Origin of the sequence: Mucilaginibacter sp. SJ, assembly GCF_028993635.1 — a bacterium.
Classification (GTDB): Bacteria; Bacteroidota; Bacteroidia; order Sphingobacteriales; family Sphingobacteriaceae; genus Mucilaginibacter.
This window is the reverse complement of sequence record NZ_CP118631.1, coordinates 3,010,686-3,030,170: the sequence shown is the minus strand read 5'-3', so window position 1 is coordinate 3,030,170 and position 19,485 is coordinate 3,010,686. Positions and strand designations below refer to the sequence as shown.

The 19,485-nt window shown below is 44.5% G+C and carries 11 protein-coding genes; all 11 read left to right on the top strand.

Translation table 11 applies throughout. From position 1 onward, the window contains the following. The first annotated feature begins 4 nt into the window (after positions 1-4). The 11 genes from MusilaSJ_RS12105 (at position 5) to sov (ending at position 19,199) form a co-directional block, all read left to right on the top strand. Positions 5-1,747 (top strand): tetratricopeptide repeat protein, encoded by a 1,743-nt coding sequence (locus tag MusilaSJ_RS12105; protein WP_274990182.1) that lies wholly within the window; start codon positions 5-7, stop codon positions 1,745-1,747. Further along, positions 1,725-2,510: a lipoprotein insertase outer membrane protein LolB1 gene (locus MusilaSJ_RS12100; RefSeq protein WP_274990181.1), complete on the top strand. Its 786-nt coding sequence runs from the start codon at positions 1,725-1,727 to the stop codon at positions 2,508-2,510. The genes MusilaSJ_RS12105 and MusilaSJ_RS12100 overlap by 23 nt, the downstream gene beginning before the upstream one ends. Positions 2,511-2,526: 16 nt before the next feature. Beyond that, the gene (locus MusilaSJ_RS12095; protein ID WP_274990180.1) at positions 2,527-3,834 is read left to right on the top strand and encodes a murein hydrolase activator EnvC family protein; all 1,308 of its coding nucleotides are present in this window, start codon (positions 2,527-2,529) and stop codon (positions 3,832-3,834) included. Between the two features lie 59 nt (positions 3,835-3,893). After that, positions 3,894-4,337, top strand: a complete 444-nt coding sequence (locus MusilaSJ_RS12090; protein WP_274990179.1) for a Sec-independent protein translocase subunit TatA/TatB — start codon at positions 3,894-3,896, stop codon at positions 4,335-4,337. 32 nt (positions 4,338-4,369) lie between these two features. Further along, positions 4,370-4,543, top strand: coding sequence for a Sec-independent protein translocase subunit TatA/TatB (locus tag MusilaSJ_RS12085; RefSeq protein WP_175490113.1), 174 nt, complete (start codon positions 4,370-4,372; stop codon positions 4,541-4,543). 103 nt (positions 4,544-4,646) lie between these two features. Beyond that, complete coding sequence (gene gatA, locus MusilaSJ_RS12080) at positions 4,647-6,071, top strand: Asp-tRNA(Asn)/Glu-tRNA(Gln) amidotransferase subunit GatA (protein ID WP_274990178.1); 1,425 nt, start codon at positions 4,647-4,649, stop codon at positions 6,069-6,071. A 67-nt stretch (positions 6,072-6,138) separates the two neighbouring features. Continuing rightward, positions 6,139-7,413, top strand: coding sequence for a lytic transglycosylase domain-containing protein (locus MusilaSJ_RS12075; protein ID WP_274990177.1), 1,275 nt, complete (start codon positions 6,139-6,141; stop codon positions 7,411-7,413). Positions 7,414-8,496: 1,083 nt separating this feature from the next. After that, a complete protein-coding gene (locus MusilaSJ_RS12070) occupies positions 8,497-8,865 on the top strand; it encodes an iron chaperone (protein WP_274990176.1) in 369 nt (122 codons plus the stop codon). Positions 8,866-9,011: 146 nt separating this feature from the next. Continuing rightward, on the top strand, positions 9,012-11,288 hold the full coding sequence (locus MusilaSJ_RS12065) for an NADP-dependent malic enzyme (RefSeq protein WP_274990175.1): 2,277 nt from the start codon (positions 9,012-9,014) through the stop codon (positions 11,286-11,288). Positions 11,289-11,576: 288 nt separating this feature from the next. After that, entirely contained in the window at positions 11,577-12,161 is a 585-nt protein-coding gene (gene ruvA, locus MusilaSJ_RS12060; protein ID WP_274990174.1) for a Holliday junction branch migration protein RuvA, read from the top strand. A gap of 24 nt (positions 12,162-12,185) precedes the next feature. Continuing rightward, the gene (gene sov / locus MusilaSJ_RS12055; RefSeq protein WP_274990173.1) at positions 12,186-19,199 is read left to right on the top strand and encodes a T9SS outer membrane translocon Sov/SprA; all 7,014 of its coding nucleotides are present in this window, start codon (positions 12,186-12,188) and stop codon (positions 19,197-19,199) included. Positions 19,200-19,485 lie beyond the last annotated feature (286 nt).

Here is a 19,485-nt window from a genome sequence, read left to right as displayed (position 1 = left end):
TAAGATGCAGCTTGTGTTTTCTGTCTTGTTTCTTGCTTCTTTATGCTTGCCTCTCTTCTCCAATGCTCAGCGCAAAAAGGGCGGCGATAATAAAGCCCTTGCATCGGCAGGTAAAGTAATGAGCTACCAGGACAGCGCCATGGTTAAGCAGCTATTCTTTTCGGCCCTGCGCGAAAAAACGGTTGAGAACTATAAGCTTGCTACCGAAATGTTTGAGCGCGTTTTACAGGCCGACCCCGCAAATGATGCTTCCTTATATGAACTGGCAAACCTTAAGAGGCAGCAAAGTGATTTTGCAGCTTCTGAGCCTCTTTTAGAGCAGGCTGTAGCAATAAATAAGGATAACGAATGGTATTGGGCGGCATTGGCCGATAGTTATGAAAAAACCAATACCATTGATAAGCTTGAAAATGTTTTTAACCAGTTGATCAGGCTTAACCCGGATAAATCAGCGTATTATTTTGACAAGGCCAATGCTTTTACCATCCTGAAAAGGTACGATGATGCCCTTAAGGTATATGATGAGATAGAAAAATTGAACGGCCCGAGCGATGATCTTTTAGCCAATCGTCAAAAGATCTATTTAAAGCAGGGCAAAATTGATCAGGCCACTTCCGAACTGGAAAAGCAGATAGCCGCTAATCCCGGAGAGATCCGTTACTACCTGGCCCTTGGCGAAGTTTACAACTCGAACGGGTTTGCCGATAAGGCGCTTAAAGTATTGCAGCAAGCCGAAAAGCTTGATCCGCGAAATGGTATGGTGCACTTCGCGCTGGCCGATATCTATCGCGATAAAAAGAATAATGAAGCCAGCTTTAATGAGCTTACCCAGGGATTTGCCATTCCGGATATAGGCATCGATCAAAAAATTAATATTATATCGGGATACTTTCCTAAGTTTCCGGAGGCTAATGCTAAAGCCAGCGCGCTTGAATTAAGCCGGATCCTGACCGTTGCCCATCCTAACGACGCCAGGGCTTATGCCATTTATGGTGATATGCTGATCCAGAATACCAAATATAAGGAGGCAAAGCCGGTACTTAAAAAATCGGCCCAGCTTAATAACCAGGTGTACAATGTTCAGGAACAGCTGGTGCGCCTGGATTTAGGCGACAATGACCTTGACGCCGCAATTAAAGATGGTGAAAACGCATTGTCATTATTCCCCAACCAGGCCTGGATGAACTATCTTGTTGGTGTGGCCTGGGCACAAAAAAAGGATAACAATAAAGCGGTTGGTTATCTTAAAAACGCTACTTCATTAGAACTTCAGGATAAGGAGCTACTTTCGTTAAGTTTTTCATTATTGGGGGATTGCTATCATGAGCTGAAGAACATAAAAAGTTCTGACGAGAGTTATGAGAAAGCTTTAACCTACAATCCGGATAATGCATTCACTTTAAACAATTATGCTTATTATTTATCGTTAAGGAATGAGCAACTGGAAAAGGCGGCAGCAATGTCGGCACATTCCAACGAGTTGCAGCCTAATACGGCATCGTTTGAAGATACTTATGCCTGGATCCTGTTTAAACAAAAAAAATATGCACAGGCAAAAGAATGGATGGAGAAGGCCCTGACGCATGATAAAGACAATAGCGGGGTTAAGTATGAACATTATGGCGATATATTGTTCTTCCTTGGCAATACCGATGCTGCCGTAACTAACTGGAAAAAGGCGAAAGGCTTTGGTGAGCAGTCACCAGTTTTAGATCGTAAGATAAATGAAAAAAAATATAGCGAATAGTTTACTTATAGCTTGCTGCCTGCTGGTAATGGTAAGCTGTAAAGCACGTAAACAAGTTTTGGTTACCCGTAAGGCCGATTCGACCGCAAGGACGAGCGATATTGCAAGCAAACTGGCTGCAATAAGGGCAAACCAGGTAAATTTTACAACATTTGCGGGCAAGGCAAAAACCAAGCTTAGCATCAATAATAACAGCAATGATGTTACCCTGAATATCAGGATAGCAAAAGATAAAAGGATCTGGGTTTCCATCACGGCAGTATTAGGCATTGAAGCGGCCCGCGCCGTTATAACGCCCGACAGCATTATGATCATTAACCGCCTGCAAAGCGTTTATATTAAAAAGCCATTTAGCTATATATATACTTACGCCAGCAAAGAAGTTAATTATAAAACGCTCGAGTCATTGCTGATTGGCAACGCGGTGCCCGAACTGCTGAACGAACAGTCGACCTTTGACCATGCCGATGGCAACACAACCTTAAGCGGCACCCTGAACGATCTGGTTTACAAGCTGATACTTGGTCCGGATAATAAGGTTACGCAAACCAATTTAGATAACCAGCGCCAGGCGCAATCATTACAGGTTACCAATAATACCTTTATCGAAGCAACAAACCGGGTATTGCCGGCACAAATAGATATCGCATCAGTAGTAAAAGATAAAAAAATACAAGTTAATTTGCATTATACTAAGGCCGATTTTGAAGTACAGCAAAACTATCCGTTCAGCATTCCTGACGGATACGAGCCTGGCAAATAATTAATAAGTTTATTTGATGAAGTTTTTAAAAGCAGTTTTCTTTTTAGTATTGGTATTTACGGCGTTTACGGTGCATGCCCAAAGCAGCGATGAGCTGAAACGCAGGCGCGATAAATTAAATAAGGAGCTTGAGCAGCTTAACCAGGACTACCAGGAAACCCTGAACAATAAAAAAACTTCATTAAAGCAATTAAGCATCCTTAAAGCGCAAATAAACCTGCGCCAGGAAAAAATTGAGAATATCAACTCGGAGGTAAGAAACCTGGATAACCAAATCTCTGAGAGCAATAATAACGTACGTAGCTTACAATCGCAGTTAGACCAGCTTAAAAAGGAGTATGCAGCCATGATCCTGTTTGCATACCGTAATCAGAGCGCCTATAATAAAATGATGTTCCTTTTTGCGTCAAAAGACTTTAACCAGGCCTATAAACGTTTAAAATATTTACAGCAGTTTGGTACCTACCGCGAGCGGCAGGCAAACTATATCCAGGGCACGCAAAAAGAGCTGCATGTTAAAATTAATGAGCTTGACCGTACCAAAGACGAAAAAAATGATCTTTTAAAAGATCAGCAAAAAGAAAAGGAAACACTGGGTAACGAGCGGAACAACCAGGTTAGGGTGGTAAGCGATCTGTCGCAGCATGCGGGGATCCTGAAAAAACAACAAAGGGATTTGCAGGCTAAGATAGCTAAAACGAACAGTGCTATTAAGGAGGCGATCCGCAGGGAGATTGAGGAAGCAAGACGCAGGGCTGAAGAAGAGGAAAGACGCAGGGCCGAAGAGGCCGCAAGACTGGCAGCTGCAAGGGCAAAAGCCGAAAATAAACCGGCCCCTGTTGCCCCTGTGGCACCTAAGCCGGTTGCCCGTACAAACTCAAGCGCGTTAAATGCTACGCCGGAAGCCGCTAAGTTGTCAAATGACTTTTTAGGTAACCGCGGAAGTTTGCCGTGGCCGGTTGCTAATGGTATCCCAACTCAGGGCTTTGGTATTTATACCACACCAGAAGGGATCAGGAGTGAAAGTAACGGCTGGGATATCCGTACCAATTCGGGTAGCGCGGTAAGAGCGGTATTTGATGGAACCGTTGTAAAAGTAATGGATGTGAGCGGTACCTACCTGGTGGTTATAGTTCATGGCGAGTATTTTACTGCATACAGTAATTTGCGTTCGGTTAGTGTGGCAAGAGGCCAAAAAGTAAGTACTAAACAATCCATAGGTGTGGTGGCAACTGATCCGTCGACAGGTGAAACTGAAGCCCATTTTGAAATTTATAAGGGAGCAACGCCGGTTAACCCCAAGATCTGGCTGGCGCCTAACTAATTAGTTATGAACTATAAGAAATTTTAATTGTATATATTTGTATCCTTAAACAGAATGCTATGTTAAGTTCAGTTTTGTTATTTTTAAATATTGGTACGGGCGAGATGGTACTGATACTTTTTGCAGCATTGATGCTATTTGGCGGCGAAAAGCTGCCCGGCCTGGCGAGGAGCCTGGGTAAAGGTATCCGCGACTTTAAAGATGCCTCTGAAGATGTTAAACGTGAGATCAATAACCAGATCAATAATTACGAGGAAAAGAAACCTGCACCTAAGGTAGAAGAAGAAACGCCTCTTTTAGATGAAAAAGCTTCAGAAGCTCCGGAAACTGCAGCTGAGCACGAAAAGCCGGTTGTTGAAAATACTGTTCCAAATACAATCGCTATCAGTGATTATCATGTAAATACCCCGGCCGAGCCGGAACACCAAAGTCATATCAATTTAGATAAGACCATTACCGGCAGTCATCTGGATACCGAAAAAGAAGAAGAATACAAATCATAATATAATATTAATCATACATAAAACTTAAAATCATGGGTGGATTAGGCGCACCAGAAATTATTCTGATCATCATTGCGATACTTTTATTATTCGGCGGTAAAAAAATACCTGAATTAATGAGAGGTTTAGGGAAAGGCGTTAAGGAATTTAAAGACGCGCAAAACAGCGACGGCTCATCTTCTTCATCTGAAGAAAAAAAAGCTTAATACCCTAACAGGGATTAGGTTTTAATGCCATTTTTATTGAGTATATGAACTTATCTGTTGATTTATTTCTTATTTCAACGGATAAGTTTTTTATTTTAGCCCCATGGCTAATATTTATTCCTCTTTAACCGAAATAAAGAGCGGGTTGCAACGTGCAGAAATTACTGTTGAAGGTCTTGTAAAAGGCTATTTGCTTGAAATTGAAAAAAATGCTCATTTAAACGCTTTTAATGAAGTGTTTGCTGATGAAGCGCTGATTGCTGCAAAAAACGTTGACAACAAAATAAAGAATGGCACCGCCGGCAAATTAGCCGGTATGGTTATCGGCATTAAAGATAATATCTGCTATAAAGGGCACCAGGTTAGTGCCTCCTCAAAAATCTTAACCGGTTTCACTTCCATCTTTTCATCAACCGTGGTTGAACGCCTGCTGGCCGAAGACGCGGTGATCATTGGGCGCTGTAACTGCGATGAATTTGCTATGGGGGCCACCAACGAATCATCATACTTTGGCCCGGTAAAAAACCATGCCGACGAAACTAAAGTTGCCGGCGGGTCGTCGGGTGGTTCGGCTGTGGCCGTACAAGCAGGGATGTGCCATGCCGCTTTAGGTACGGATACGGGTGGTTCGGTAAGGCAACCGGCTTCATTTTGCGGCGTTGTTGGTTTAAAACCAACATACGGAACAATTTCAAGGCACGGTATTATCGCCTATGCTTCATCGTTTGACCAGGTTGGCCCTATCACTAAATCGGTAGAAGATGCTGCGTTATTGCTGGAAGTACTCGCAGGTCCGGATGAATATGACAGTACATTATCACAAACTCCGCCGCCTGCATCATATACTAATCTTCAAAAGCCGGGAAAAAAGAAGATAGCTTACCTGCAGGAAGCCATATCCAGCCCCGGTGTTGATACCGAAGTAAAAGATAATCTTGTACAATATATTGATAAGCTGCGTGCCGAGGGGCATACGGTTACCCCAATAGCTTTTGAGCTGTTGGAATACCTGGTGCCAACTTATTATATCCTGGCTATGGCCGAAGCGTCATCAAACCTGGCAAGGTACGATGGTGTGCATTACGGCTATCGCAGTCCGCTGGCGACAGATCTGCAGTCTACTTATAAACGTTCCCGTTCTGAAGGTTTTGGTAAGGAAGTAAAGCGCCGCATTATGTTGGGCACTTTTGTTTTGAGCGCGGGTTACTACGATGCCTACTATGCAAAAGCACAAAAAGTACGCAGGCTGATACAGGAAAAAACCAACGAGATACTGGAAGAATACGATTTTATATTGGTACCATCGGCTCCCGAACCGGCCTTTGAAATAGGCAAGGAAGAGAAAGATCCGGTGGTAATGTATCTTTCTGACATTTTTACCGTACAAGCCTCACTAACCGGTGTTCCGGCCATATCAATACCCACGGGCAATAACAGCAATGGTTTGCCGTTAGGTTTACAGTTATTAACAAAGCACTTTGGCGAACAGCAACTGTTAGATTTTGCCAAATATTTTCTCGATCTGTAATAAAAATGATATTTTAGTAAATATGCTGATGCTTTGGGCATTATAAATTAATCAAATCCCTGAATAAATGAAGAGATTATTTACGCTGACCATTTGCCTCTTATCACTCCAAGTTTTACAAGCCGAAACAAACACAACCAATTCGGCAAAGTCAATTAAGCAAATAAACCGGGTAACCAAATTTAACCCCGATATTGTAAACGCCGACACTACAATTTTACCGGTGCTTAATCAGTCGTTGCCAGTAAGTACATACGGCGGTTTGTACAAGCGCAGGTTAGATTCCATCCGCAAGGATATCCAGCTTGATTACAATGAATACGTACAGGCTTATATTGACCTGTATATGCACAACCGTGATGAAATGGGCCAGGTTGCGGGCCTAACCAAGTATTACTTCCCCATTTACGAAAAAGCTTTCCGCGAAGCGGGGATCCCCGAAGAAATAAAATTCCTGTCGATTGTTGAATCAAAACTTGATCCAAACGCGGTATCAAGGGTAGGGGCCACAGGTCTTTGGCAGTTTATGGGTACCACAGCAAAAACTTATGGCTTAAACATGGATAACTATGTTGATGAACGCCGTGACCCTATCCAATCGAGCTATGCCGCGGCTGCCTATCTGAAAGATGCCTACCAGGAATTTGGCGACTGGCTGCTGGCCATTGCCTCATATAATTGCGGTAAAAGCAATGTGGAACGCGCCGTTGAAAAAGCAGGTGGCGTAACCGATTTCTGGAGCATCCGCCAATACCTGCCCGTTGAAACCCGTGGTTATGTGCCGGCTTTCATCGCCATGAATTATGTGATGCATTATTTTAATAAACATAACATCGTTGCACAGGCCTGCAATTTCTCTACCCGTACCGATACGGTAATGGTTAAAAGAGTTGTTCCGTTGAGCAATGTTGCCCAGGCGCTTGATGTTAGTTTAAGGGAGATCACCATCCTTAATCCATCCTACCGCATGGCTGTGGTTAATGGCAGCGCTAAAACGCCCCGCAGGCTCATCATTCCACAAACCGCAAAAGATAATTACGCGGCATTATACAATGTGTTAAATGGTGTTGATGCATCGGTGAAACCTGCTGCTAAGCCGGCTGCTTACGCCGCTGTTCAATATACACCGGCTAAGTCTGAACGCAAAATCCCTACCCATCATAAAGTGAAGAGAGGCGAAACACTTGCTTCTATTGCTGATATGTTTGGCTGCGAAGTATCAGACCTTAAAGTTTGGAACCATCTCAAAACTAACCGGGCGCCGGTAGGGGCCATGTTAAAAGTATCGGCCGGTGAAGTTGCCGCCAATGTGCCGGATGACGGAGGGTATTCAAAGAATTAAGTTTTTTAGTCGGAGATTCCGATGTCCGCAAATCCAAAAGTTGAGATCCAGCTTTCGGACTTGTCTTTTATACTATTGTAAGTTCTTCAATCGCCGCCCGGTTAATGGCTACAATGGTACAGCGGCCGCAAACAAAGTACTTTTAGCGGATTGTTAGTGTACCCCCTGTTTTTATTATATATCTTATTATCAAGATTTTATATTGACAAATTGCGAAAAGTGTTAACCCTGTTAACCCCCTCGCTGCCGCTCGCCTCCTTGCGAGTGGCAACTATCAAGCGGCCTCTGGCCGCCGGAGCAATAGCAGCTTAGCCGTTATGTCCCATTTAACTTGCGCTCGTTTGCAACGAGTGCTTAACTTGGGTTAGCGTTTATAACGCGACTGGCGATGCAATCGCCAAACCATATTGAGCACTCGTTGCAAACCTACCGTGTACCCATATCTTTTTATTAAATAAAATGTCATTTCGAACGAGCCAGCGCAGGGAAAAGCTGGGGGCGAGGAGAAATCTCCTACGCCATACATAGCGAGTTTACTGCTTGTAGAAGATTTCTCCTCACCTCCAGCGCACAATCCCGCCCAGGGTTCGTTCGAAATGACAAATACTTTTGTTTAATCAGAAGGTTTGATAAGATATGGGTACACGGTAGGTTTTTAACGAGCGCAAGAGAGGCAAAAGCAGCTTAGCCGTTATGTCCCTTCAGGGTTTCTCGCAGATTTAAGGTTACCCACAAAATTGCCTGTCGTTTAAACAGCAAGTCGTCGTGTTTTGCCCCTCTGGGGCAAAGGGTATTCTATAACTTTACGAGTTACAAACCTTTTGCACCTCTGGTGCATCTGTCTTTGGGCAATTAATACATGTTTATTAAATTGTATAAATCCCCCAGAGGGGGAACAGGTTTGTAGAATAACGTTACACCCCTTACCCGAACCCCAGAGGGGTTCAACTTATCAAGATTACCCCAATTTGACTATTGATTTTATGGGTAAACTTAAACTTGCAGAGAACCCTGATGTATACGTAACGTAATTCCAAAAGCCAAAAAAGCTTCGTAGATTTATTCAACCAATCACTCATCAACATGGAAAAGCCAAAGGAAAATATTGACGAATATATCGCCGGTTTCCCGGAGGATGTACAGCAGAAACTGCAACAGGTGCGCGAAACCATCAAAGCCGCCGCCCCCGATGCCGAGGAGGCTATCAAATATGCTATTCCTACCTTTGTGCTCAATGGCAATTTAGTACACTTCGGCGGTTTTAAAAATCACATCGGTTTTTATCCGGCACCGCAGGGTTTGGAAGAGTTTAAAGAAGAGCTTTCGGGCTATAAAGGGGCCAAGGGCTCGGTTCAGTTTCCGCTTGATGAGCCTATGCCCCTGGATCTGATTACCAAAATTGTAAAGTTCAGGGTTCAGAAAAATATGGAGAAGACTAAGAAGAAAAAATAGAACGTTGCCAAATCCGTTCTTTTAAACACATCTTATCAAAACATTAACCATATTTTACCCTCTTTTTAACATAATCGTAAAAAGGGGCTTTTTTATGTTTGTTCCATAAAAAGAATTGTAATTTTGGGCGCTTCAATTTGAAAAAAATGAATAAAACTAACCGAAAACAGGATGCGCTGAATTACCACTCGCAAGGCCGTCCCGGAAAGATACAAGTTGTACCTACCAAACCAACAAATTCGCAGCGCGACTTAACCATGGCCTACTCGCCCGGTGTGGCCGAACCATGTTTAAAGATTGCTGATAATACCGAAGATGTTTATAAATATACCGCCAAAGGCAATTTAGTAGCTGTGATCAGCAACGGCACTGCCGTACTTGGCCTGGGCAATATCGGCCCTGAGGCCAGCAAGCCTGTAATGGAGGGTAAGGGCCTCCTGTTCAAGATCTATGCTGATATTGATGTGTTTGATCTTGAACTGAACGCTAAAAGTGTAGATGACTTTGTGAACATCGTAAAAGCGCTTGAGCCTACTTTTGGCGGTGTAAATTTGGAAGATATCTCGGCCCCAACCTGTTTTGAAATTGAGCGCAGGCTGAAGGCGGAAATGAATATTCCCGTAATGCATGACGACCAGCATGGTACCGCCATTATATCCGGCGCAGCTTTAATGAACGCCTGCGAAATCCAGGGGAAAAAACTGGATAAGATAAAGATGGTAGTTAACGGTGCAGGTGCCGCCGCGGTATCCTGCTCAAAGATGTACCTGTCATTAGGGGTTAAAAAAGAAAACCTGGTGATGTTTGATATCAATGGGGTATTAAACCAGGAACGAACCGATCTTGACGAGATCAGGATGGAGTTTGCTACTGATCGCAAAGATGTTAAAACACTGGCCGATGCTATGAAAAATGCCGACGTATTTGTTGGTCTTTCGGCAGGTAACGTAGTAACCCCCGATATGCTGAAAACCATGGCTAAAAGGCCCATTGTTTTTGCTATGGCCAACCCGGTACCCGAAATTGATTATGACCTTGCAGCCGGCACGCGCGATGATATTATTATGGCAACCGGCCGGTCCGATTTTCCTAACCAGGTAAATAACGTGCTTGGTTTCCCCTACATTTTCCGCGGTGCGCTGGATGTAAGGGCTACCGCTATCAACGAGGAAATGAAGATTGCCGCGACACACGCCATTGCCGAAATGGCTAAAAAACCGGTTCCCGAAGCAGTTAACCTGGCTTATAACCTTACTAACCTGAAATTTGGTAAGGATTATATCATCCCGAAACCAATGGACCAAAGGTTGATCACCGAGGTATCCATGGCGGTGGCAAAAGCGGCCATAGCTTCAGGTGTAGCCCGTAAGGTGATCACCGATTGGGATGCGTATGCAGAGGAGCTGAGGGTGCGGCTGGGTACTAATGATAAGCTGCTGCGTAACCTTACCGCTAAAGCAAAACAGAACCCTAAGCGCGTTGTATTTGCCGAGGCTGATAATTATAAGATCTTAAGATCGGCGCAGATCGTGAAAGAAGAAGGTATTGCCACCCCTATTTTGCTGGGCAATATCGACAGGATCAAGAAGATCATCCATGATAATGACCTTGATTTGGGCGATGTTCATATCATTGATCCACGGGAAGGATGTGAGCATATGGATGAGTATACCGAGTTTCTGTATAACAAACGCCAGCGCAGGGGGATTACCCTGTACGAGGCTAAAAAGCAATTGGTAGACCGTAACTACTACGGCGCGTGTATGGTGCAGTTTGGCCGGGCCGATGCGCTGATCTCAGGTTTAACCAAAAACTATGTAACCACAGTAAAACCGGCCCTGCAAATTATCGGTACCGAGGAAGGTGTGAACCGTGTTGCGGGCATGTATATGATGATCACGGCTAAAGGCCCTGTGTTTTTTGGCGATACAACGGTGAACGTAAACCCATGTGTGAATGATTTGGTTGATATTACCGTGCTGATCGAACGCTCGGTAAAGCAGTTTAATATCAGCCCGAGGGTGGCTGTGTTATCATACTCCAACTTTGGATCGAACGAAGGCGAGATACCAGAAAAAACCAGGGAAACAGTAGCGATACTGCACGAAAAATACCCTGATATGGTTGTCGACGGTGATATGCAGGCCAACTTTGCGCTAAACGCTGATTTACTTGATGATAACTTCCCGTTCTCAACACTCAATGGTAAACCGGCCAATACACTGATTTTCCCTAACCTGGAGTCGGGCAATATTGCCTATAAACTTTTGCAGGAAATAGGCGGTGCCGAAGCTGTCGGGCCGATATTGGTTGGCTTAAAGAAACCTGTGCATGTGCTGCAGTTAGGCAGTTCGGTACGTGAAATTGTAAATATGGTTACTATTGCGGTGGTTGATGCCCAGGCAAAAGCTGCTGCTAAATAAGCCAAGCCCCCTCTAAATCTCCCCCGGTAGGGGAGACTTTATGGAGATTTCTTAAAAGCCCTCCCTTCCGAAGAGGGTTTGGGTGGGGCTTACCGGGGGAGATTTAGAGGGGGCTAAAGACGCTGGTATTTAAATGCTTAGCGTCTTTATTTTTTTGGTGAGTATCTTGCAGCTTTTTATTTGTCATTATATAACATAATGACGCCGGAATTTTATCTTTGGATAATCACTGTAAAGGCTGTTTGCCATTAACATCATTGTTTAATAAACTTAATAAAGTAATAATATATGTATGATTATATTAGTGGGAAACTAATATTCAAAAGCCCGTCGTATGTGGTTATAGATGCGGGAGGGGTAGGGTATCATATTAATATTTCGGTAAATACCTATTCGGGCATTAGTGACGACGAAAAATGTAAACTCTTTGCATGGTTACACGTAAAAGAGGACGCGCACACACTTTACGGCTTTGCTACAGATGGTGAACGCCGGTTGTTCTTACATTTAATCTCCATTTCGGGTATCGGGCCAAATACGGCAAGGATGATGTTATCGTCCATCAGCCCGGCCGAAATCCAGGCGGCAATTGTGAGCGGTAATGTTTCATTGATCCAGCGGATAAAAGGAATTGGGCCAAAATCGGCTCAGCGGATCATTTTGGAGCTGCAGGATAAGCTGCGTAAGGAAGGCCCCGATACCTTAACTGTTGTGCCGGTGAGCCAGACGGTTAAGGATGAAGCACTATCAGCATTAGTGATGCTGGGATTTGCCCGTAATGTTGCCGAAAAGGTGTTAGACCAGGAGATCAAGAAAAATAATGGTGAACTAACGGTTGAAGAGCTTATTAAGTTCGCGTTAAAAACGCTATAATTACGGATAAATATCTACTAACTTTTGACCAAAGTATTTACTTATAAGACACTTATAAGTGTGTTGTTCATTGTGGTGTTCGGGGGGGCGGGTAATGTGTATGCACAACAAAAGCCTTCGCCTGCGGCTAAAAATGATACAACCAAATCAAATGCACCAATAAACCTGACCGCGCCACGAAGCCAGCGGATGAGGGAAGGTATTTTCAATACTGACCCGGCAGGCCTGGTACGTACCATTGAATATGACCCGGCCACAAACCGATATATTTTATACGAAAGGGTAGGTAATTTACTTTACCGCCCGCCGCAATATCTTACGTTTGAGCAATATTTAAAGCTTAAAGAACGTTCGGCCCAGCGGGGCTATTTTCAGCAGCTGGCAGATAATTATGCCTATGATTCGCAGCAGCCGGGTTTTATACCGCCTATAAAGGTCAGGAGCCGTACGTTTGAGCAGATCTTTGGCAGCTCGGTGATTGATATCCGTCCGCAAGGATCAGCAGAGATGATCATGGCCGGGCAGATAAATAAAAACCAAAACCCGCTTTTTAACACCCGCCAGCGCAGCCAGTTTAACTTTAATTTTGATCAGCGCATCCAGCTCAATGTAACCGGTAATATAGGCGATAAGTTAAAGATCACCACCAATTACAATACCGACGCTCAGTTCCAGTTTGAAAACCAGATCAAGCTGGATTATACCGGCTCGCCGGATGAAATCATTCAGAAAATTGAGGCCGGTACGGTTAGTATGCCGCTTAATACCACGCTGATCACCGGTAGCCAGGCGCTTTTCGGCGTTAAAACCAAGCTGAAATTTGGGCGGCTGGATGTTACCAGTATCTTTTCGCAGCAACGCTCACAGTCAAAAACCATCACCATTACCAATGGTTCGCAACAAGGTGAGTTTAGGTTAACCCCTGCCGATTATGAAGCCAACAAGCACTTCTTCCTGTCGCAATATTTCAGGAATAATTACAACAGGGCGCTGGCCAATATCCCCATCATCAGCTCCAATGTAAACATTACCAAAATTGAGGTTTGGACAACTAACCGTACCAACGTAACTACCGATTCGCGCGATATATTGGCTTTCATGGACCTTGGTGAAAATAACCCATACAATAAAACCAGGATAGTAGGCGGCGGCAGCGCCCTGCCCGCGGGTTTTAAAGGGCCGGGCTTTGCCCTGCAATCAAACAACCTGTTATCTGTTTTGCCGCAAAATGCAAGGCTCACCAACTCCAATGATGTTGCCAGCTTTTTCCAGGGATCGGGTGCTACAGATAACTATTCCAAACTAACTTATGCCCGCAAGCTTACTGATAAGGAATATACCCTGCACCCGCAGTTAGGTTATATCTCCCTAAATTATCCCTTAAATAATGACGAGGTGCTGGCGGTTGCTTACCAGTATACCGTTAACGGTGTGCAATACCAGGTGGGTGAATTTAGCAGCGATGTTGCGGTTAACCCAAATACGCCTAATGTGCTTTTTGTGAAATTGCTGAAAGGTGAGTTATTGAAAACCAACCTGCCTACCTGGGATTTGATGATGAAAAACATTTACTCCCTCGGAGCTTTTCAGATAGCCCCTACCAATTTTAAGTTAACTGTTACCCGCCTCGATGATAAAACGGGGATTGAAAAAACGGTAATGGAAGAGGGGCAAAACCTAAAAGGCAAACTTTGGCTCCAGGTAGCAGGACTTGATAACCTCAACCAGCAAAGCGATAAAAAGCCGGATGGCTACTTTGATTTTTTAGAAGGAATCACCATCGATTCGCAAAACGGGCGAATTTCGTTCCCGGTGGTGGAGCCTTTTGGTTCGGACCTGGCATCCAAATTTACTCCGGGCGAGACTGACCTGGTTAAACGATATGTTTATCAGCCATTGTATGACTCAACCAAAACCATCGCGCAGCAATATTTCCCGGCATTAAACAGGTATGTGATCAAGGGAACCTATACCTCAACAGGTGGTTCAGAGTATCAACTAAATGCAGTTAACATTCCGCAGGGATCGGTAAATGTAACCGCCGGTACCGTGAAGTTGCAGGAGGGGAATGATTACACGGTTGATTACAATGCCGGACGGATCAGGATCCTGAACCAGGCACTGTTATCTTCCGGCCAGCCTATTACCGTAAAGCTGGAGAATAATGAATTGTTCGGCGTACAGCAAAAGTCATTGTACGGCACCAGGCTTGATTATCATGCCAGCGATAAACTTCAGTTAGGTGCTACTTTGATGCACCTTACCGAGCAGCCTATCACACAAAATGAAATTGCCGGCGAAGAATCCATTTCTAATACCATTTGGGGCTTTGATGCCAATTACAGTTCAAACTCCAGGTTTTTAACCAGGTTGGTTGATAAGATCCCCGGCATCCATACCAAGGTGCCATCGTCCATTAATTTTTATGGCGAGTTTGCCAAACTAATGCCGGGCAGTCCCGGTGCATTGAATTTTGCAGGCTCCAAACACGGCACATCTTATCTTGACGATTTTGAAAACAGTCAATCGGTAATAGATATTAAAGGAGCTAACAGCTGGCAAATTTCAGGGACGCCGCAGCTATTTGGCGAATCGGCTTTATTTGATAACCTGAGCTATGGCTACAACCGTGCACGGCTGGCATTTTATAATATCGACCCCGTATTTTATACCAATACAGGTTCCATCCCTATATCAAGAAGCGAGCTTTCCAACCACTATGTAAGGCAGGTGATTGAGCAGGAAGTTTTCCCTTACAAGCAGTCGGCTACCGGGCAGCCGATTAGCCTGGCTACGCTCAACATGGCTTTTTATCCAACTATCCGTGGGCCGTACAACTATGCTACCACAGGTATTAATCCCGATGGTACCTTGCAAAACCCTAAAACACGCTGGGGTGGTATGTTCAGAAAGCTGGAAACAAATGATTTTGAATCGTTGAACGTATCCTACATCGAATTTTGGATGCTTGATCCGTTCATATACAAACCAAACTCGGCTGGTGGTGATTTGTACTTTAACTTAGGTTCGCTATCGGAAGATATTTTAAAAGATGGACGTAAAAGCCTGGAAAATGGTTTGCCTGTTGATGGCGACCTGACCAAGGTGGATGAAACCAACTGGGGGCGGGTGTCTAAACTACAGCCGGTTATTAATGCTTTTGATAACAATCCCGATGCCCGTAAACTGCAGGATGTTGGTTTGGACGGCATGAACGACCAGGATGAGCAAACCAAATTTGCCCCGGTTGTTCAGCAGATAAAAGGACAACTGAACGCGCAGGCCGCAACTGCCATCGCTTCCGACCCGTCGTCAGATGATTATCAGTATTACCAGGGCCCGGCTCTTGACCAGGCCCGCGCCGGCATCCTTGAGCGTTACAGTAAATACAACGGTACGGATGGTAACTCGAAAACGGCGCAGCAATCGCAGGCCGAACTTGGTTTGCAAAACTCGGCTTCAACATCCCTGCCCGATGGTGAGGATATTAACCGGGACAACAACATGAGCCAGGAAGATTCATACTTTCAGTATAAAGTATCCATGCGCCCGGCTGATATGGTTGTAGGGCAAAATTATATCAGCGATAAAGTTACCGCGCAGGTAAAACTGCCCAACGGCACAACGCAGGCGGTTAACTGGTACCAGTTCCGCATCCCGATTACCGATTATCAATCAAAAGTGGGCAACATCCAGGATTTTAAGGCCATCCGTTTTATGAGGATGTTCATGACCAATTTTGTCGATACCGCCGTGCTTCGTTTTGCGACCCTGGAACTGGTGCGCGGCGAGTGGCGTGCTTTCAATACCGAAAAAAATCCGTTGAATGTTATTGCCGATCCGGCTATCCAAAACCCGCCGATAGATAATTCGACCATCGACGTGCAGGCTGTAAATATTGAAGAGAACGGTAACCGTACGCCTATACCTTATGTGGTGCCGCCCGGTATTAACCGCCAGCGTAATTACAATAACCTGCAAACCAATACCAAGCTCAACGAGCAATCACTGTCCCTTAATATAAAAAGCCTGCGCGATGGATATTCAAGGGCCGCCTTCCGTACTTTTTATAATGACCTGCGTAAATACAAACGCATGCAAATGTTTATCCATGCCGAGGGTGATTATTTGAAGGATAATGACCTGAACGCGTTTATCCGCCTCGGGGTTGATTACCAGGATAACTATTATGAGTACGAATTGCCTTTGAAAATAACCCAGCCGGGTACCAGCGATGCAGGAGCAATATGGCCGGATGTTAATGAAATGGACCTGGAGCTTGATTTGCTGATCCGCGCAAAGCTTGCACGTAATCACTCTAACGTGGCCTACAACCAGCTTTTTAAATACACCGAGGGTGATAAGGTAGTTTATATCAAGGGCCAGCCCGATTTAAGCAAGCTGCGTACTATTATGCTTGGCGTACGCAATCCATATAAAGGCACAAACGTTTTGCCGGATGATGGGTTGGATAAATCAGGAACTGTTTGGTTTGATGAGCTCCGCCTTACAGACTTTGATCAGCGCGGGGGATGGGCCGCTACCGCGAGGATTGATGCCAAGCTTGCCGACTTTGCCGATATTACCGTATCGGGCAGTAAAACAACCATTGGTTTCGGTACCCTTGATTCAAGGCTGAACGACCGGAGCCAGAGTGATGATCAAACCTATGACGTATCGGCTAATGTTGAGCTGGGCAAGTTTTTTCCGGATAAAAGCGGCATCCATATCCCGGCATACATCAATTTGTCATCACAAAGGAGCATGCCGCAATATGATCCCGGAGCGCCGGATGTTGAGCTGAAGGCATCGCTGGCGGCAGCAACCAGCACCAAAGAGCGCGACTCTATCCGGAACGCGGCTATTGATATTACCACCCGCAAAAGCATCAACTTTACCAACGTACATAAGGCACGTACAAACCAAAATGCTCTCAATCATATTTGGGATATTGAAAACTTTAATGCCACTTATGCCTACACCGAATACAATCACCATGATTTTGTGACGCAGAATGATGTGGAAAAAACCTATAATCTCACACTCGCTTATAACTATACCAATCAGCCCAAATACTACAGCCCATTTGCCAGGATCATCAAAAGCAATATGCTGGCCCTGTTCCGGGACCTTAACTTTAGTTTGCTGCCGTCGCGATTGAATTTTAGCATCAATTTTAACCGCTTTTATTCGGAGAATACCCTACGCGACAATGATCCCAACAATTATATACCAATCCCGACAACTACATTCAATAAATATTTCAACATAACCCGTGTGTACGGCATAGGCTGGAACCTGTCAAAATCATTACAAATGGATATTGATGCTACAAACCTTTCGGTAGTGGATGAGCCTGCAGGTCGGATCAATGGTTTAAAACGGGATACTCTTTGGGATAACCTGAAAAAATTGGGCCGTACCACCAATTATAACCACACCATCAACTTTAACTATACAGTGCCGATTAACAAAATTCCGGGCTTGGATTGGGTTTCGGCAGTGGCTCGTTACAGTACACACTTTAACTGGCAAACACAGCCGCTGTTTGCTATCAATAGTACCGCTTATGATGTTGGTAACAGTATTCAAAACTCAAGGGCAATCCAGCTTAACCCAACCCTGAATATGGTTTCGCTGTATAACAAGTTCCCTTTTATCCGTAAGGCCAATAATCCTAACAATAAAAAAAGCAACATACTGATAGGCCTGCTAACCAGTGTTAAAAACCTGAGCGCGACCTATACCCGTACCCAGGGAACGTTTTTACCGGGATACTTACCGCAGTCGGGCTTTTTTGGTGCAGATGGTAATGCCCCCGGATTAGGCTTTTTACTCGGCAGCCAGGCAGATATCCGAGCCAGGGCTGTCGCTAATGGCTGGATCACCACCGATACCCTTCAAAATCAGTTGTATACCACATCGCTAAACGAGGATATGCATTTCAGGGGTATTATAGAGCCATTTAAAGATCTGCGGATTGAGCTTAGTGCCTTTAAAACCCAGGATCATAATTACCAGGCCAATTTCAAATACCTGGCCTCAAGCAATAGTATCGAAACATTAAGCCCGGTTACATCGGGTAATTACAGTGTATCGTTCCTCACCATTGGCACCGCCTTTGAATCGGCGAAGGGAATTAACAATGTTTCATCTACTTTTCAGAAATTTTTGGATGCCCGCGCCGTGATATCGCAAAGATTAGGACGTACCAATCCAAATTCGGGCGGGGTTGCCGATGGTTATGCTGATGGCTACGGGCCCAATTCGCAAAACGTATTGGTGCCGGCGTTTCTGGCAGCATATGCCGGTAAAAATGCTTCGGGCAGTAACCTGTCGCAATTTCCTAAAATTCCTATTCCTAACTGGCAGGTAACGTACAATGGTTTAGGTAAGATCTCCTGGTTCCAGGATATTTTTGACTCGTTTGACCTGAGCCATGGTTACCGTTCATCATATAATGTAAGCGGCTTTACCTCACTACTGCAATATCGCGAGGCAAACGGCGCTGCCACTTCGCGCGATTTAAATAATGATTTCCTACCCTTGTACCAGTTTTCGCAGGTCACCATTTTTGAGCAGTTTGTGCCTTTGCTGGGTGCAAGCGTACGTTTCAAGAACAGTATGACCGCCAATGCCGAGTATCGCCAAAGCCGTTCGTTAAGCTTAAGTATGCTCAACAGTCAGTTGGCACAGCAAAATGAAAAAATCATTGTTTTTGGTTTTGGTTACCACACCAAAGATTTTCATTTTCCGTTTGGCTGGTTTGAAGGGATCCAGCATAAGGACGTGAACTTTAAGCTCGATTTTTCATTGCGCGATAATAAAACGCTCATTTACCGGGCTGATGTTGAATCGGCCGAGATCTCATCGGGGGCGCAAAATATTACCGTAAGGCCATCTGTTGATTATGTGATCAATCAGCGTTTTAACCTGAATTTGTTTTATGATTCAAACCTGACCAAGCCCTATACTTCGCAAACGTTTAATACATCATTTACCAATTTTGGGATTAATTTGAAGTTGTTGCTGCAATAAGGCTGATTTGAAGATGGGTTAATTTGAAGATTTGAAAATGAAAACTCTGCTCCCCGGGCTCTTTTAAGTTAACCCACAAATTAGTCAGATGGTCATTGCTAATGGGTAATCCGGGTAAGTTGAACCCCTATGGGGTTCGTACAAGTGGGTAAGACATTATTTCTACAAACCTTTTCCCCCTCCGGGGGATTTTTCGGAATTAATAAACGGGCATTAATTGGGATGTACCTAAGGATAGGTGCACCAGAGGTGCAAAAGGTTTGTAGCCTATAATTTCAGCGGTATT

What these genes read in the sequence shown, in the direction of transcription:
- MusilaSJ_RS12075 (WP_274990177.1), top strand. Translation starts at nt 6,139, where the DNA reads ATGAAGAGATTATTTACGCTGACCATTTGCCTCTTATCACTCCAAGTT.
- MusilaSJ_RS12105 (WP_274990182.1), top strand. Translation starts at nt 5, where the DNA reads ATGCAGCTTGTGTTTTCTGTCTTGTTTCTTGCTTCTTTATGCTTGCCT.
- MusilaSJ_RS12065 (WP_274990175.1), top strand. Translation starts at nt 9,012, where the DNA reads ATGAATAAAACTAACCGAAAACAGGATGCGCTGAATTACCACTCGCAA.
- MusilaSJ_RS12070 (WP_274990176.1), top strand. Translation starts at nt 8,497, where the DNA reads ATGGAAAAGCCAAAGGAAAATATTGACGAATATATCGCCGGTTTCCCG.
- MusilaSJ_RS12100 (WP_274990181.1), top strand. Translation starts at nt 1,725, where the DNA reads ATGAAAAAAAATATAGCGAATAGTTTACTTATAGCTTGCTGCCTGCTG.
- MusilaSJ_RS12085 (WP_175490113.1), top strand. Translation starts at nt 4,370, where the DNA reads ATGGGTGGATTAGGCGCACCAGAAATTATTCTGATCATCATTGCGATA.
- MusilaSJ_RS12090 (WP_274990179.1), top strand. Translation starts at nt 3,894, where the DNA reads ATGTTAAGTTCAGTTTTGTTATTTTTAAATATTGGTACGGGCGAGATG.
- gatA (WP_274990178.1), top strand. Translation starts at nt 4,647, where the DNA reads ATGGCTAATATTTATTCCTCTTTAACCGAAATAAAGAGCGGGTTGCAA.
- ruvA (WP_274990174.1), top strand. Translation starts at nt 11,577, where the DNA reads ATGTATGATTATATTAGTGGGAAACTAATATTCAAAAGCCCGTCGTAT.
- MusilaSJ_RS12095 (WP_274990180.1), top strand. Translation starts at nt 2,527, where the DNA reads ATGAAGTTTTTAAAAGCAGTTTTCTTTTTAGTATTGGTATTTACGGCG.